The 16,711-nt window shown below is 58.3% G+C and carries 15 protein-coding genes; all 15 read right to left on the reverse strand.

Translation table 11 applies throughout. The features are described 5' to 3' along the window. On the reverse strand, nt 1-606 hold a 606-nt coding region (gene tssG / locus AK59_RS0105815), incomplete at its 3' end, for a type VI secretion system baseplate subunit TssG (protein ID WP_029882273.1). After that, nucleotides 603-2,474, reverse strand: a complete 1,872-nt coding sequence (tssF, locus tag AK59_RS0105820; protein WP_029882274.1) for a type VI secretion system baseplate subunit TssF — start codon at nt 2,472-2,474, stop codon at nt 603-605. The genes tssF and tssG, both read right to left, overlap by 4 nt. A 2-nt stretch (nt 2,475-2,476) precedes the next feature. Further along, entirely contained in the window at nt 2,477-3,040 is a 564-nt protein-coding gene (gene tssE / locus AK59_RS0105825; RefSeq protein WP_013096188.1) for a type VI secretion system baseplate subunit TssE, read from the reverse strand. Beyond that, a complete protein-coding gene (locus tag AK59_RS0105830; protein WP_020690873.1) occupies nt 3,033-3,845 on the reverse strand; it encodes a type VI secretion system accessory protein TagJ in 813 nt (270 codons plus the stop codon). Before AK59_RS0105830 ends, tssE begins: the two co-directional genes overlap by 8 nt. 9 nt (nt 3,846-3,854) lie before the next feature. Next, nucleotides 3,855-4,841, reverse strand: a complete 987-nt coding sequence (locus tag AK59_RS0105835; protein ID WP_029882275.1) for a hypothetical protein — start codon at nt 4,839-4,841, stop codon at nt 3,855-3,857. A gap of 16 nt (nt 4,842-4,857) precedes the next feature. After that, nucleotides 4,858-5,655 (reverse strand): PP2C family protein-serine/threonine phosphatase, encoded by a 798-nt coding sequence (locus AK59_RS0105840; protein ID WP_029882276.1) that lies wholly within the window; start codon nt 5,653-5,655, stop codon nt 4,858-4,860. Further along, nucleotides 5,652-7,421: a type VI secretion system-associated FHA domain protein TagH gene (gene tagH, locus AK59_RS0105845; RefSeq protein ID WP_029882277.1), complete on the reverse strand. Its 1,770-nt coding sequence runs from the start codon at nt 7,419-7,421 to the stop codon at nt 5,652-5,654. The genes AK59_RS0105840 and tagH overlap by 4 nt, the downstream gene beginning before the upstream one ends. 87 nt (nt 7,422-7,508) lie before the next feature. Further along, nucleotides 7,509-7,862, reverse strand: coding sequence for a T6SS amidase immunity protein Tai4 family protein (locus tag AK59_RS0105850; RefSeq protein WP_029882278.1), 354 nt, complete (start codon nt 7,860-7,862; stop codon nt 7,509-7,511). Next, nucleotides 7,859-8,350 (reverse strand): type VI secretion system amidase effector protein Tae4, encoded by a 492-nt coding sequence (locus tag AK59_RS0105855; protein ID WP_013096182.1) that lies wholly within the window; start codon nt 8,348-8,350, stop codon nt 7,859-7,861. The genes AK59_RS0105850 and AK59_RS0105855 overlap by 4 nt, the downstream gene beginning before the upstream one ends. 58 nt (nt 8,351-8,408) lie before the next feature. Then, nucleotides 8,409-8,891: an Hcp family type VI secretion system effector gene (locus tag AK59_RS0105860; RefSeq protein ID WP_008502640.1), complete on the reverse strand. Its 483-nt coding sequence runs from the start codon at nt 8,889-8,891 to the stop codon at nt 8,409-8,411. A gap of 335 nt (nt 8,892-9,226) precedes the next feature. Beyond that, complete coding sequence (gene tssC / locus AK59_RS0105865) at nt 9,227-10,726, reverse strand: type VI secretion system contractile sheath large subunit (RefSeq protein ID WP_013096181.1); 1,500 nt, start codon at nt 10,724-10,726, stop codon at nt 9,227-9,229. Nucleotides 10,727-10,729: 3 nt separating this feature from the next. Then, complete coding sequence (tssB, locus tag AK59_RS0105870) at nt 10,730-11,254, reverse strand: type VI secretion system contractile sheath small subunit (protein ID WP_008502644.1); 525 nt, start codon at nt 11,252-11,254, stop codon at nt 10,730-10,732. 75 nt (nt 11,255-11,329) lie between these two features. Continuing rightward, entirely contained in the window at nt 11,330-12,346 is a 1,017-nt protein-coding gene (tssA, locus tag AK59_RS0105875; protein WP_020690868.1) for a type VI secretion system protein TssA, read from the reverse strand. A gap of 11 nt (nt 12,347-12,357) precedes the next feature. Next, nucleotides 12,358-13,074, reverse strand: coding sequence for a type VI secretion system-associated protein TagF (tagF, locus tag AK59_RS0105880; protein WP_013096179.1), 717 nt, complete (start codon nt 13,072-13,074; stop codon nt 12,358-12,360). A gap of 16 nt (nt 13,075-13,090) precedes the next feature. Further along, nucleotides 13,091-16,711: a type VI secretion system membrane subunit TssM gene (gene tssM / locus AK59_RS0105885; RefSeq protein WP_029882279.1), complete on the reverse strand. Its 3,621-nt coding sequence runs from the start codon at nt 16,709-16,711 to the stop codon at nt 13,091-13,093.

Consider the following 16,711-nt stretch of genomic DNA (forward strand, 5'->3'; position numbering starts at 1 on the left):
TTCAGGATCCCGTCCGTGGCGGGTCAGGTGTCCGGCGTGGGTAAAGCGGGCATGGGCGCTCAGGCTGCCTTTGTCCATCTGGCCGGGCTGCCCCATACCAATCAACGACGCCAGATATCCCTCAAAACGTTTATTGTCGGCGCGGTCGAGGGAGACGGCAGGCTGCGCATCGGCCCAGGCGCGATAAAACAGCAGCGTCAGACGATGATGAAACAGATCGGCAAACGCGCTCAGGCTGGTGTCCTGATGATGATGGATCCGCTCGCGGGCGTACTCGGTCATGTGAACCGGCAGCGGCCCGTTAGGACCAAACAGGCCGAAGCTCAGAATGGAGACCTCGTGCAGCCCGTTGCCTTCGCGCTGGCGTACCTGCGCCACCGTCGAAGGTGCAAAGCTCATCGACGGCTGCTGGCCCAGGCGTAGCGGCTCGAATTTTGGCAGCGGCGCACGCCCCAGCGGGTAGCGTTCCCCGCCCTGAGCATCAATGCGCCTTAACAGCTGGAACAGATCGTAGCGCCATGGCGTCTCGCGAACCCCGCGCCAGAAACTGTCCGTCAGCGGCGTCAGACGATGGACCTTCAGTGGCGCAGTGACTACGTCGCTCATACCAGTGCCCTTTTGCCCATACGCGGCGCCCAGTAGCCAATCTCGCCGCGCTGCTGACTTTTCAGGGTGAATTCCGTGAAGCTGTTGATCGACACCAGACGGGCAAACAGCCGCTCCAGCACGCTACCGAAAAGCCAGGGACTGGCACCGGAAAACGCACGTTCATCCACCGTCAGGGTAATGCCGATGCCACGGGCGAAGACGACCGGTCCCGGCTCGGGCACGCGGCGGTGAACCGGCTCCAGCACGCAGTGACGAACCCCTTCTACCTGACGCGCAACCGGCGTCTCCGCGAGATTGGCGTACAGCCCTAACAGCTGACGCAGCGCGGCGGCGCCCTCTTCGTTTTCACTGTCCATCAGGCTGAGGTAGTTCATCTGTAGCTGGCTGATCAACCGCCAGGTGCTGAACCCTTCTGCCAGCGCCGGACGCGGCGGCGTCGGTCCCTTACGCAAGGTCAGCGACTTCACCGGCATGGAGTCAGCCATAATGAACTGTCCCAGCTCCTGCTGCAGCATCAGCGGCAGATCCCGGCTGGTGCACAGCACCTCGGCGGAGATATAGCGCAGGTTCTCCTGCCAGGGCGCATGCTGCTCATCCACCAGCGAGACAAAGACCTCCGAGCCAATGTAGCCGGTGCGGGTGCCGTAACGCAGGGCATGCTCAGAGAGCACGCGTTGTTCCCGGCGCAGGGAAAAGTAGGCCCCGTAGTTGCCTGCATCGCCGCTCCAGGTGCTCCAGAACGGACGAAACGTCTGGTCGTCGCGCTGACCATCCGCGCTGCCGTATATCTTGTTTACCGCGTAAATTTCATAATCCAGCGGGCGGATGTTATCCACCACCAGATGATATTCATGCTGGCCTTCGCTCAGCTTCTGACGCGCCGCTACCTTCGGGAACAGGTTGATCACCGGCGTGCAGTGCAGGGCCAGATGGCTGGCATCGACAACGAGCTCCAGCTGTTCATCGGTTTTATCCAGCAGAATGAAGATATCGAAGGCTTTTTCGTTTTCGCAGCGCTGGATCAGTTTGCTCAGCCCGCTCAGGCTGATGAAGCGGAAACGGGCCGGAAAAGCAAAGTACTCCTGCAGCAGACGGTAGCCGTCAAAGTTGCGCAGATCGTCCGGGAGTAGGGACTGATCCGCGTCAAACCCTTCCTGACGCAGGGCATCAGACGCCAGCACATCACGCTGCGGATGTTTGCTGACGGTCTGGCAGACCACCCCGACATGGTGCTCCATTACCAGCTCCAGCAGCTTTAACGCCTCGATATCCGGGCCACTAAGGAAAAACTCCAGCCGGTCAAAATCAAGGTGGCCGAGGTTTTGCGGACCGTCGCAGGCAATGCGGATCCGTAAGGCGCTGCTGATCCCCTGCTGGCCCAGACCAAGCTGTGTCAGGGGCAGGTCGGCAGGCACACCGCCCAGTTCAACCTTGTCGATTTTCAGCGGCAGCAGGTTCACCTCATGCGCCGTGGTGTAGCTGCAGGTCACGCCGGTTTTCTTCAGCGCCAGGCTGTCCATCATTGTGCCGCGTGGCACGATAAAACCGTTGCTCAAATCGCCACGGCTGCTGTCAGGCTGAATTTCAGCAATCGCCATGGACGGAGTGGGCGCGAGATAGTTCGGCGCAATCATCTCCAGCAAGCGCTGGGAGAAGCGCGGAAACTCCGCGTCCATTTTCATCTGCACGCGCGAGGTCAGAAAGGCAAAGCCCTCCATCAGTCGTTCGGTGTACGGATCCGCCACTTCGATGCCGCGCATGCCCAGCCGTCCGGCCACTTTGGGATAGCGCTCGGCAAATTCGGCGCCCATCTCACGCAGATAGGCCAGCTCACGGTTGTAATATTCGAGCAGTTTACTTTCCACGATCACCCCGCATCTTTCAGTTCAAAGTGGCCGTTTTCCAGATCGACATCGGTACGAAACAGAAACTCCAGCGGGTACGGCACACACCACAAACGCCCTTTTATCTCGATGGAGAGCACGTTGTGCAGATCCAGCGAGGAGGTGTCCGACACACAGCGGACCTGCAGCCCCTGGGGCAAAATGCGGGGTTCAAAGTTGACAATGGCCTCAGTGAGTTTGCGCTGAATGTCGTGCCATTCGATATCCGACATGCGCTTTCCGGCCAGCGGCGCAACGCCAAAATTCACCACCGAACGGCTTACGTGTGGCAGCATGCTCAAATCGCCGGAGGCGTCGTGATTGATGGTATTAAACAGCCACTGCAGATCCCGCAGCACGTTGCGACGCAGCGCGGCATGGGTAATCAGGTTGCTGTTGGCCGACTCGCGCTTTTTCTCCGGGTCGTTATCGGTGAGGCGATCGAGCAGCGAGGGCTGCATTTTATCGCGCGCCCCCACCTTCTCCTGCTTACTGCGGGCTTGCCAGCCGCTGCGCAGCAGATCGCCTTCGCCAGCAGGATTACTCATGGGCTCCATCCGTTGCAAAAGTAACGAGACTCAGCGACAGCAGCGGGCTTTCGCTTTGCTCGCTGAGCCAGGCTTTCTGCCCCAACCCTTCATACAGAGTGCCGTCATCATCGAGCGGCAGCCACTCGGTGGTGCGTGCGAGTTTAACGGCGTCAGAGGCATCGGCGGCAAAAGGATAACGCGCCGGGATCTGACACACCTGCTCCGTCCCATCGGTCAAACGCACCAGCGCATGACGCCAGACCAGATCGGTGACGCTGGCCGGAGCCTGGAAACGGATCTCCGCGATAGCGCTAAACGGCAGCCAGAAGTAACGGCCGTTAACAAGGGTTTCGCACACCGGCCCCAGACGGGCATCGCCGTCCATCAGCCATTCAAAGGTCTGCGTCTCATCATTCTCAAGCGTCCATTGCCCCGCGCTCGCCTGCGCCTGTTCAAGGGCTTCCAGACGCAGCGCGTGAGCGCGTTCATCGCTCTCGCTCAGCGCGGCGGCAAGGGTGGTCAGCCATGGCCACTGGGCTTCCGGCATGGCCGGACGACGTTCTCCCGCCATCACCTGCGCGCGCTGCAGTTCTCCCTGAATGCACTGCTCCAGCAGGGTGACGGTGGGTTTCGCCTGCGGCTTAAGCGCCAGCCAGCTTTTCAGCTGGGTCAGCGCGCGTGTCCAGTTACCGCTGAGGGTGAGAAACTGCACAAACGCGGCACGGAGATCGGCATCCGCCGGACGGGCTTTAATCTCGTTTTCAAGACGCACCAGCGCGTCGCTGAGCGACTCACCCGCCAGATGTTGATAGAGCGTATTCATAGCCATTCCTTAGTTTGCCGCGCGCCAGGCGCCCACTGCAGGGTCACGCAGCTGAGGACGCAGGGTATCAATCAGGACAATATTCAGCGTGGTGCCAGGGGTAACCCAGGCGCTCCAGACCTTCTTCACTGCAGCAATACGCGCCTGCAGTTTTGCATCGTCGCTGGCGGTTTCACGGGAGATCTCCACGGCCACCGTGCCGTTGCTTTTCCAGCCGTTCAGGGCGCTGTCGTAAGGCAGGATCATCCAGCTCTGGTCGCTGTTCGGGGTGCTGAAGACCATACGCTCTTTGTTGACGGAGGTGATCAGGGCATGTTCCGGGTCGACGCTTTGATTCAGCCCCATCACCGGGAAGCCGTGAATGTAGGTCACCGCTATCTCTTTTTGACCGCCGCTGCGGGTCTGCGAGATAACCGTGTGGCCGCTCAGCCAGCTGCCGTTGCCGCAGCGGGTCGTGTCGGAATCCGGGATAAACAGCGCCGGCGCGGAAGATCCGCCTTCCCAGAAGGTGCGCAGATGGCAGCCGTCCTGGAGGGTAAACTCCTGCCACGGTGTGCGGTCAGCGGCCACCGTGTTGGTTTCAGCGTTCTGGTCAGGTGGCAGTAACGCGCCGCTGGTCTGGGTCGCAACGGGTGCCGTCTGCTGCTGTTTCACCACCAGCTTCCACTCCTGAGCTTTGTCTGCTGTTCCTTGCGCAAGCGTAGTCCCTGCCGGATCGTTAAGGGCCCAGTTCAGCTTATTCACTTTGCTGCACTGGTGTTCCAGCAGCGAGCCGAGACGCGGAACAAAGTTTTCCAGCACTGAAACGTCTTTATTGCCGTTCGCCACAATGCGCAGCGCAATCTCTGATTTACACCAGCTCTGCGGGGTGTTGTCTTTAATGTTGTCGATCCAGATATCCAGCTTCTGCGCAGGAGACTGCACGATGCGGAAATTTTCAGCCTGGGCGGTGGAGGCCACCGCCAGAAGTGCCAAACCCGATAGCCAAAGTTTCATATCGTTCCTTGTGTGTCTAGTCAGTTCCGCAGGGAAGAAATTGTGCTGCGTCAGAGAGCGTATGCAGCAAAGTGGTGTCCTGAGGGTTGCCCATCCATACCGCCAGCGCCGTATAGTTATCCTGAGCATTCCCCTCCTGTTCAGCATTCTTTTGAATGATTTGGTTCATTAAGGTCAGCCACTCCTGTGGGGTGTTGACCATATGCAGCGACTGTTTCATCTGCTCTTCGCTGACGCCGTGCCAGAAACCGTCGGTGCAGAGTAAAAAGGCATCGCCGTCTTCAACCTGCACCACGTCGCTGTAGCTCGCTTCCGGGCCACCGTTTTCAATGCCCAGCGCCAGATACAGCAGGTTGCTGTTGAGGTTATCGGTCTGGTGACCGGCATCTTTCATCTGCTGAACCAGGCTGTGGTCGGTGGTGACATGCCACAGCCAGCCGCGACGAAACAGGTACAGACGGCTGTCCCCGGCGTGTGCCCAGTAGGCCAGACGGTAATCCCGGTCGATAAACAGGCTGACCAGGGTGGTACCCATCCGGCGATAGTCCTGCACCGCCTGCTGTTCGCTGAGAATGGTGCGATTCGCGGTTTGCACATAGTCACGAATATGCTGCGCATTAAGGTGTTTGTCGCCATTAAAACGGGAGATGATGCTGTTGCGGGCCAGTTCAGCGGCCACCTCACCGCCCGGCAGACCAGCGATGCCGTCACAGACGACAAAGCAGGCTGAACGTTCCCCTATGGTTTCTCCCGTCTGGTCCTGATTGCTGGCGCGCGTTCCCTGGCGGGAGAGAGAAGCCGTTGCGATATTCATTTTTCTTCCGATCCGCTCTGTGAGTCTTTGTACTGATTGACCTCCATGTCATAGGCATGAAGGAACGCTTCGCCAAACAGGGTGTGGAAGTCATCCTCAATCTCACCGGCCGTCTCGCCATAGCTGCGAACAAAGTAGTCCCACAGCGCGGCTTTGCGGCTGCCCGGCAGCGCCAGACGAGAGGTCATGCCGTTCTGCTTCGCCTGCTCTTCCAGTTGCTCCGGGTTAAAGGACTGCAGCATCGCGGCGATGATGGCGCGGATACCGGAGATCATCCCCAGCTGATGCGCCTGCAGATCGATTAGCGCGTCACGCACTGATTTGGTGGGTGGCATAAAGCCCGGCATCGGCGTACCGAACATCTGAATCAGGACCGTTTTCCCGGTCGGCAGCAGCTTGAACGGGTTGTTGGCATCGTCTAGCACCATGGTCATATCGGCTTTTACGCCGCGCTTGAGGATAGAGCGCGAAGAGAGCAACGCCACGGTGCCCTGCGAGAACATGCCGAGGATCTGGCCCAGCTGACGCATATTTTCACGGTCAAACTGCGGCACCGGCTGCATTTCGCTCAGGCCCATCCCTTCCAGCAGCGCCTCCAGCAGCTCGCCCTGCAGCACCTCGCCTTTCTCACCGTTTTGCGCCGTAGCGCTTGGCACAGCCGCGTTTTTGACCGGGTCGATACGCAGACGTCCCTTCGGCGTCTGTGCGCTGCTGCGTGCGACGGCCTGCGGCGTAGGCATAGTAAAGCCTGCGTAATCGGTACGTACCGGCTCTTCCTCTTCCGCACGCGGTGGATCCTGTGGCTCAGGGGCAAACAGCGGAGAATCCGCCAGCGGATCGTCCTGCGGTACGGCCTCTGGCTCTGGCGCGGGTGCAGATGTCTCAGGCACGATCTCATCCGGATGGGTTAACGGCGCCCCGCCCATCAGCCCGAGCGGATCATCGTTACGCGCGGCTGGCGCGCTGGCCGAACCACCAAACAGGGCCAGCGGGTCGAGTTCATCCGTCGCCTCTTCTGCAGGCGCAGGTTTGCTCTCTACCGGCGGCACCAGCGTTGAAGGGGTGACATCGTCAAAAATGCTCTCTTTTTTGAACAACGCTTCATCGCTGAACAGCGTGTCGGGATCGACATTCTTACGCTCAAGCTTCGGCTCGCTGTCGTTGAACATTGCCAGCGGGTCTTCAGCGTTACGCTCGGGTGCCGCGGGTTGCGAGAAGGGATCGTGGGACGCCGCAGGCTGCGGTTTCGCGCGGTTGCTGGAGATGCTGTCAGAGATAGAGAACTCCTGCATCAGGCTATCCCAGATTTCCGACGGCACGGCCGTTGGCTCCGCCTTGCCGCGCGGTGCGGCACTGGCTGGCTTCGGCTGCGGAACAGGTGTCGACGCCACTGTCGGGCGAGCCTGCTGCTGCATACTGGCGGCCATGCGGCTCACCGGCTGCGTGTCGTGGATAAGTTCCGTCACTTCGATGCGGTAGTCATCAATACCGAGAATATCCCCGTCCTGCAGCTCTACCTGACGCCCCCGCTCCAGCGGGATGTCGTTCAAAACCACGCGGGTGACGCTGCCACGGTTGGTCACGCGGCATTCGCCCTGGGCGTCAACGTGAACAATAGCCTGCAGGCGCGAGATGGTGCGGTCATTGTCCGGCAGTACCAGATTGTTATCCGTACCGCGCCCAATAGTGCCCCCGGGGGCATAAAAATCACAACTGCTCTGCGGCGGCTGATGACCGGTTTTCGTAGAAATAATCGTGAATCGCATGGCGTATTCCTGCTGGTATGATTAGCGCTCAAACGCTGCCGCTCTCGGGGGTGAGAACGGCGGCGTTTGGGGCCGATTTCATCTTTACTACTTTGAGGATTTGAGTTGTCGAATAGCGTCACTATTAGCGATCAAGGTGCACTTCAATATCTGATAATGACCAGGCTCGGTACCACCTACCTTCTGTTTCAGTAAAGAAACAATCACCTCATCAGCTTTTTCAAAATTCTCAGCAGGCAGATTGCTTGCTTCCAGCCATGCCGCGGCGCTGGCGTCAGCATCTTCTTTCAGGCTTTTACTGTCCGCAATCTTACCGATGCATCGATTCTGCACCCAGTTTTCGAAGATTTGTTGTTGAGAAAAAGTACTGATATCAGGCAACGTCTGGGCATTTGCGGCGGAGGCAACGAAGGCTAAGACAAAGAGCAATGGCTTTTTCATTTCAGGCTCCAGAAGGTTGCGTTAGTAGGGATAAATGAACCATTACCCGGTGAGCCAAGGAAATGACAATCATCCGAACAAATATTTCCGTTCCAGAGTGTTACATGCCCGGTTGCATCAAGCCAGCCATGCCCGGTAAAAATAATAATACCTTGCTTGCCCGCAAATTGTGCTGGGGTTGGAGAAGAAACAGATATGTCAGCTTTTCCCAATACCGTGGGTAAAAAAGCAATCATATCTTTAACACGGAACATATATCGCTTCTTGTCGCTCCCGGTCACAGTTGCATATTTACTATTAGAAGGAACTGGAATGCCACAATAATTTAAAACATAGCTCATACGAATGGGGCAGGCATTTTTAAAAATACCAGCATCTATATTATGCTGAACTTTCCCCCCCAATAATTTGCCAACCTGTTCTACGTTGACGTTCACTTCTTTAAATCGGTTCCAGGCGGCACCGAAAGCAGGACGCATATGAGACATCTTGTTTCTCCTTGAAAAGAAGCTCAGGAAAAAGTGGGCCCTTTCGGACCCACTACTATTATGCTTCTTTGTTTTCTTTGATGTTCCAGCCAGCGCTGCTTTCAGCACCTTTACCACCAGAGGTGGTCTGCTCCCAGTACTGCTGTTTCACTTTCGCAGCCTGGAATGCATAGGTCACACCAACGGTATCGCCGTTGTCTGCACCGGTGTACTGAACAGACGTTACCAGAACGTCTTCCAGGGTAATGCGAGAGTATTCCACCTGCTGGCCACCGGCTTTACAGACGGACAGCTCAACTTTGGTCAGGTGTTTACCGCTGGCGCAGTGTTTCAGGATTGCTGTGGTGGATTTGTCGATCAGAGCGTTAACGTGCAGATCGTTAAAGTTAACTTTACCGGCACCGCCGCCACCGCCAACGCTCATATTACCTGGCTGGGAAGCGCCCCAGGAGAAGGAGGTAATATCAGTCCAGCCGGTGTGGTTAGAATCTTTAGATTCGCCCGTAACACCCTCGACCTTCAGAAACATATCAATAGCCATAATATCTACTCTTCGTGGATGAACAATATTGCTTTCGAAAAAGCACTTATATGGCAAACAGGAAAGCATGGGGCTGAATAAAACCGTCCATATTTTACCTCTGCCTCACATCAAATGACCCGTGTCATTTGACAGTCTTACATTCCCTCCCGAATAAAAGGAAAGAATGAGAAGTCTTTTACTACCGAACGTTATTCCGGAACCTCTCAGGACCAGACTTTCTTGCCGGGTGGCGCTTTGCTTACCCGGCCTACGCTGTGCAGCGATATCAATATATTTCACGTTGCATTGTAGGCCCGTGCAAGCGTAGCGCCGCCGGGCGAAACTCACAAAAATTACGCGTCTTTCGTTTTCAGCGACGGCAGTTTAGATACTAGACGCAGAGAAACGGTCAGACCTTCCAGCTGGTAGTGCGGACGCAGGAAGAACTTCGCGGCGTAGTAGCCCGGGTTGTCTTCAATTTCCTGCACCTGGACTTCTGCAGCGGCCAGTGGCTTGCGGGACTTGGTCTCCTGAGAGGAGTTGGCCGGGTCACCGTCCACGTAGTTCATGACCCAGTCGTTCAGCCAGCGTTCCATCTCTTCGCGCTCGCGGAAGGAGCCGATTTTGTCACGCACGATGCACTTCAGGTAATGCGCAAAGCGGCAGCAGGCGAACAGGTACGGCAGACGGGAGGCCAGACGCGCGTTGGCGGTGGCATCCGGGTCGTGGTACTCGGCCGGTTTTTGCAGCGACTGCGCGCCAATGAAGGCAGCAAAGTCGGAGTTTTTGCGGTGAACCAGCGGCATAAAGCCGTTTTTCGCCAGCTCAGCTTCGCGACGGTCGCTGATGGCGATCTCGGTCGGACATTTCATGTCCACGCCGCCGTCGTCGCTCGGGAAGGTATGGCACGGCAGGTTTTCAACTGCCCCGCCGGACTCCACGCCGCGAATTGAGGTGCACCAGCCGTACTCTTTGAAGGAGCGGTTGATGTTGGCCGCCATCGCGTAAGCGGCATTCGCCCAGGCGTAGCTATTGTGATTCGCGCCGTCGGTCTGCTCTTCAAAGTCAAAGCTGTCGACCGGGTTAGTACGAATGCCGTAAGGCAGGCGCGACAGGAAGCGCGGCATCACCAGGCCCAGATAGCGGGCATCTTCCGATTCACGCAGTGAACGCCAGGCGGCATATTCGGTGTTCTGGAAGATTTTGGTCAGATCGCGTGGGTTAGCCAGCTCCTGCCAGGACTCCATCTGCATCACGCCCGGTGCGGTACCGGTGATGAACGGACAGTGAGCCGCAGAGCCGATACGCGCCATTTCACCCAGCAGTTCAACGTCCTGCGGGCTGTGGTCAAAGTAGTAGTCGCCGACGATGCAGCCAAACGGCTCACCACCAAACTGACCGTACTCCTGCTCGTAGATTTTCTTGAAGATCGGGCTCTGATCCCAGCCCACACCCTTATAGCGTTTCAGGGTACGACCCAGCTCCTGCTTGGAGATGCTCATAAAGCGGATCTTCAGCATCTCGTCGGTTTCAGTGTTGTTCACAAGATAGCTCAGACCGCGCCAGGCGCTCTCCAGCTTCTGAAACTCTTCGTGGTGAATGATCTGATTCACCTGCTGAGAGAGCTGTTCGTCGATACCCGCAATCAGGTTCTGGATGGTGCGATAGGTGTCGTTGGAGAAGGTAACGGTGTTTTCCAGCGCCTGCTGCGCCAGAGTTTTTACCGCGCTCTCGACGGCGGAACGCGCCTGGTCAGTTTTAGGACGGAACTCTTTGTTCAGCAGTGCGCTGAACTCGTCCTGACTGAACGCCTGACCTGCCTGCTGCTCGTGTTGTTGAGTCTGGTTGCTCATCGATTACTCCTCGCTACCTTTCGCACTTTCGTCATTTTTCGGCAACTGGCTCAGGGATTTGAGCAGCGTCGGATCCTGCAGAATTTTGGCGATCAGCTCTTCCGCGCCGTTTTTACCGTCCATGTAGGTCAGCAGATTGGAAAGCTGAGTACGCGCTTCCAGCAGCTTGTTCAGCGGTTCAACCTTGCGTGCCACCGCATCCGGCAGGAAGTCGTCCATGCTGTCGAAGGTCAGATCGACGTTGAGCTTGCCTTCGCCGGTGAGGGTGTTATCCACCTGGAACGCCACGCGTGGCTTAAGCGCCTTCATGCGTTCGTCAAAGTTATCAATGTCGATTTCGAGGAATTTACGCTCATCGACGGCCGGCAGATTTTCCACCGGTTTGCCGACCAGATCGGCCATAACGCCCATCACGAACGGCAGCTGAATTTTACGTTCTGCACCGTAGATCTCTACGTCGTACTCGATCTGCACGCGGGGGGCACGGTTACGTGCGATAAATTTCTGCCCACTGTTACTCATTGCCATGATGTTCTCCATCAAAGATGCGCGGTGAAGGTGAAACGACAAGCTCCGTGCCCGTCGTCATAATGCCTGGACGCGTCATTCGCGGCGTCCAAAGATATTTTCCAGTTGGTTAACGCCGTCTGGCGCCAGGTCGCGAATAATGTCCATAAAGTTAAGTTCTGACAGCCGCTGCACCCGTTCAATCATCAGCGGTGCGGGGTGGCTCGGTTCGTACTGCGCAAAATACTGTTTCGCTTTCTCCAGCATCAGCTGGGCGTCGGCGCGACTGGTAACCTGCACGCTGCGCCAGTCGGTGACCTGCTGCACGGGTTGGGTGGCCACCGTCTGCGGCTCAGCGTGGTGTTCCGCCTGTGCATCCCGATTGGGCAGCAGCTTGCTGATGTCGGTCACCTGACAGGCGCTGGCGACCAGGCCCACGGTTTTCAGCAACTGCTCCATTTCCGGTACGCCGCTTTCACCAAGGTAACCGCTAAGCAGATCGCGAATGGCCAGCAGCCTTTCATTAATCAGGATGACGGCCTCTGTACCTGGCTGGTCGCCGCGCGCCAGTTCGTCAATCAGTCTTGGGCGGCCGCCGGGATAATCCGGGCATTCGGTTTTGCTGCCATCCAGCAATGCCTGCGCGTCACGCAGCGAAATTTCATCGCCGTTTGAGCGCAGCAGCGAGGCGTTTCGCAGCGCGACGGTCAGGTCAGATTTATCGCTCAGCGCGGCAAGGGCGTTAATGCGATAGAACGGGTCCGTTTCGCCATACTCCTCCAGCAGTGGATAGAGCGGCTCCCAGTAGCGGGTGATCGCCTCCTGCACCAGCAGCAGGCCGTCCGCGTAGCCCGGCAGTCCACGACGTCGGGTCCAGGCATGGGTTAACGCCAGCATGACGCGAAGATCTTTGGTGCGCCCCAGCAGGCTGGTGGCGAGCTTTTCTACCGTATTCCAGTCAGCGGGCTCGGCGGGAATGATCGTGTCGCCGAACTGCTGTTCCGCTTTACCCTGGCTTGCCTGTCCCATAGCCTGAAAATCGGCGTCGTACTCAAGGTTGTCGCCGCAGGGTTTTTCGGCGCTTATCGGCGCGAGAAATTCTTCGATATTCATGTGATCCCTGCTTATTCAAACATAGGCGGATAAAGACCGTGACGGCCTGGTCGGGCGCCGCCAGCCGGATCGAACAGCAGCGTAAAGAGCTGCCCGGTGAAGTTTCCGCTGTGGACGTGGGTGTAGAGCGGGTAGCCGTCGCAGCGGTTGGTCCACCAGTAGCTGGTCTGACGAAGCGGGTCAAAACACTCCGCCGCCTGAGGCCAGCCCAGCGTGCTCTGGCCGTCTTCGTCATAACCAATCACATCAAGGATGTCGGAACGCTTTTGCGGCTCGACGGGCTGCGGCGCCGGAATCGACATCAGCATCTCATCCAGCTGCGAGGCGGAAAAACTGTTGCGCACCGCATGCAGCCCGAGACGGCCAATCTGCTGATACCAGCTTTCAGCCTGGCTGAGCAGGTTGGTCGACCATTCTGACGGGGCGAAGCTGAGCTGAATGCAGATCGGGTACTGTCGGCCCACGCTGTCGCGGCCCGGCAGCAGGCAGCCCATCTGGATCATCTGGCTGCCCAGCATCGGCGGGACAACAAAGTTCCACACCGGCGCCTTGTTAAACTGGCGTTCGCCGCTGCGCTGCTCTTCCTGTTGCCAGGCCAGCAGGCCGACCTGAAACCAGTGTGACCACTGACGCTGTAGGGTGTCAGGAAAGCGACGCTGCAAAAAATCTCCGGCGCTGGGTAATTTGCCATACCAGCTGTAGCGGTTCATCGCAGGGGTATTCGTCATACGGCTGTCCTTGCGGTTATGGGCATGAGAAACGAGGAAGCTGGAACGGATTGCGAATGCTGTTCGGCGCAAACTCCAGCGTGACCTGATGGCCATCGACGTTGAACGTGGCCTGACGGCTCAGACTACCTGCCCCAGGGCTGGTGCGCGCTTTATCGAAGAAGCGGTTCAGCGCCCAGGCGCCGTTGGTTACCAGCGTCGCGGTGCTGCCGTTGGCCAGCCCCAGTTGCATACGCACCTGGTTGGTGCCGCCCGGCCCAGGCCAGTTCATGATCTGCACCGCCTGTGGACCGTGGCTGTATCGCAGCAGTTGTCCGTCAACGTCCAGCGTCAGGTTAAGAATGGTGTTATCCATCCTCACGGTACGCACCGTCACCTTGAAAGAGGGGGTCGTCGCACCGTTAGCAAAGAAGGCATCGCGAATGGACTGGGCCTGCTGGAACGGTCGCAGCAGTCCTTCACTTCCCGGCAGCGTTTTCCCGTCGATCCCCGGCATAAAGCGCCAGTTCGCCTGAGTGGTATCCACTTTGTTGGTCAGGTTGTCGCGAAAGAAGGTGTCCATCAGCCCGGTACCCGGCGCAAACATGCGTGCCAGATCGTCCGGCGTCACCTCGGTGCTGGCGCTGCGCACCAGCGGGTAGCGACCGGCAATTGCCTGACGGCAGAAACCACCCACTTCGACGTTAATGCGCTTACGGACGTTTTCCAGATCGCGACGCTGGGTATCACTGCTGGCCCCCACCGCCATGTTGCTGAACATGGTTTGCAGCCCGCCCGGCAGACGCCCGGCGCTGGCCTGCAGACGGCTGATTGCTTCACCACCTGGGGCTGGCATGCCGCTGTTAGCGGCGTCCTGCACCGCGGTCAGGTAACGATACAGCTCATCCACCTGTTTGAGGAAATCATCAAAGACGATGGTCTTGCCGCCCTTCTCCAGCGGCTGAGCCAGCTCGATCATCGGCGCGTAGTGGTCGGTCACCAGCTGTTCAGGTGCCTGCGTCACTACTGCCCCCTGCGTCGGGGCATTGTCGTTATTGCTGAACAGCGCTTCGAGCGTACGGGTGGCGCGGTTACTCTGGTCTTGCGCTTTCCCCGCGTCCTCCGGCGCTGGCGCGTTGCGCGACAGCGTCAGCACCTGGCTCAGGTTCTGCACCAGACGGCGCAGCGGCGAGTTTGCGCCGGAGAGCAGGCGCGCCGTGTTGATGCGCTGCGAGAGATCGGCGCTGTTGTTAAGCTGAATGTCGGCGAGGAAACGATCCCAGTTTGCGATAAAGTCGCGCATGTAGAGCTGACGCACGGCGTTATCGATCTGCTGCTTGTCTTCCCCGGAGGTGGTCGCGCCCAGCACCCAGGCATCATCTTCGTGCAGCGCCGTGGTCACGCTGTCAATCTGGCTGTTAAAGCTCTTCCAGTAGCCGTCCGGGGTGTAGAGCCCCGGCACGCCTTCGCTCACCGGTTTGCCGCTTTTGCGTGAGAACACCAGTTCGCTCTGCGGACCACCCAGGTCGGACAGGGAGACCGGCTTCAGGTTTTCGTCATGCTCCAGCAGACGCTTCAGACGCCCATACACGCGGGTGGAGAGCGGCTGCTGGTTGATGAGCGCCCTCTCGCGAGCCACCAGCGCTTCGTCCTGGGCATACGGCGAAGCCTGAATTTTTGGCTCCAGCAGCTGCGTCAGGTGCCACTCCAGCTGTTGCAGCTGCGCCTGCGTCACGTTCTGCGGCAGATTACGCTGCAAATTGAGCATCACCCAGGAATGCAGGAATTTGCCGTCGTAGTGTTTCGGCTGATACAGCATCTGGTAGGCTTTCAGCGCCTCGTAGCTGTATTCCACGTCGCTGCCGTTGTCGTTACGCAGCCAGGTGGTGATATGCATCGCCACGGCGGGCAGCAGCATCTGATCCAGCGCTTTCTGATACAGCGACTGGGAAGCATCGCTGACGTCATCCCCGCGATAGAGCCCCATACGGCGGGAGACCGGCGGGTCGTTGACATCGAAGGCCTCGCTTTTCGGCAGATCGACCAGGCTGTTCAGCAGCGGCAGGAGCGCGAACAGATCGCGCTGGGGCTGATTCTGTAACGCTTTACTCTGCTGCTCCAGCTGCGGGACTTTAGCGTCCACCTCTTCCAGATAGGCCTTATTTTTGGCATAGCTGGTCAGCCACAATCCGTCGAGGATCACCAGCAGCGCCAGCAGCGCCGCGTATCCGGACCAGATCACCGCGCGGTTGCGCAGTTCCCACCAGCGGTTTTCACCGGCAATACCGGCTTCCTGGAAAATGACGTTTTGCAGCAGGTTTTTAATGAAGAAGCTCTGCCCTTTTGCACCAGGGATAGGCGCCTCTTTACTGACCGAATCCCACTTCTCTGCCTCTGCCCCTTCCGGCAGTGACAGGGCGCGGTTCAGTTCACCCATGACGCGGTCGAACGGCATGCCTTCCTGGGTGCCGCTGGCGAAGTATATTCCGCGTGGGGAGAACTCGGTCTCAAAGTTAGAGCGGGCAAAGACCGTGCTCAGGTAGTCAGCCAGCAGCGGGCGCAGCGCCGCGAACTCCTGCGGGAAGAGATACGCTTCGGCACGGGTTTTGGCGTCATGCTCTTTCAGCATGGTCTCCGGCAGCCCGGCGTCCAGACGCTGCTGCAACAGCGAGAACTCCTGGTGGAAGTTCCCCATCAGGTCGAAATCGGCGTGTTTGGTCTGTTCCCACGGCAGCGTGAAGCCCCAAATCTGGTCGCGCTGCGCTTTGTCGTAGTCAGCAAACCAGGCGCGGAAGCCTTTAAGCAGGTCCGCCTTGGTCACCATCACGTAAACCGGGAAGCGGATACCCAGCTGTTCATGCAGCTCAGACAGCCGCTGGCGCAGGTTGACCGCCTGCTGGCGCGCGGCTTCCGGGGAGAGCGTCAGCAGATCGGAAATGCTGATGGTGATAATGACGCCGTTAATAGGCTGGCGGCGGCGATACTTACGCAGCAGGCCGATAAATTCCAGCCACTCCCCGGCATCCTGAACCTGCTCGCTCTCCTGAGTGGTGTAGCGCCCCGCGGTGTCCAGCAGGACGGCTTCGTTAGTGAACCACCAGTCGCAGTTGCGGGTGCCGCCAATGCCGCGCAGAGCGGTTTTACCGAAGCGATCCGCCAGCGGGAATTGCAGGCCGGAATTGACCAGCGCCGTGGTTTTACCGGCGCCCGGTGCGCCGATAATGACGTACCACGGCAGCTGGTAGAGATATTGCGTACTGAAGCGCTGCGTCCACTGGGCACCGTGTCCCGCTTTGCTGAAGTGGGCTTTTTTCAGCATTTGCGCCGCTTCATCAAAACGTCCGGCGAGGATCTGCTCCTCGCTGTTCAGCCGCTTCTGGGGATCGGCCGCGTCCGGTTTGGCGGTGTTTTCATTGAGCTTGTCCATCAGCTTGCGGTTCAGCCAGGCGTTGTAGAGCCGCGGCAGAATATGCCCCTGCGCCCAGAGCAGATAAACCACCGCAATACTGATGATGCGGTTTTGTTCAGATTCGAGCGGGCGGGTATCCACGATGGATAACAGCGGACCAATCATCCAGATCACCGCCGACAGCGCGGTAACGCCCAGGAAGCTCCACAGAATGCGATTGGTCAGTATGGAAAGAAGAGTCGTCAGCAT

The sequence above is a fragment of the Enterobacter sp. T1-1 genome, from assembly GCF_000710795.1.
Taxonomy (GTDB): Bacteria; Pseudomonadota; Gammaproteobacteria; order Enterobacterales; family Enterobacteriaceae; genus Enterobacter; species Enterobacter cloacae.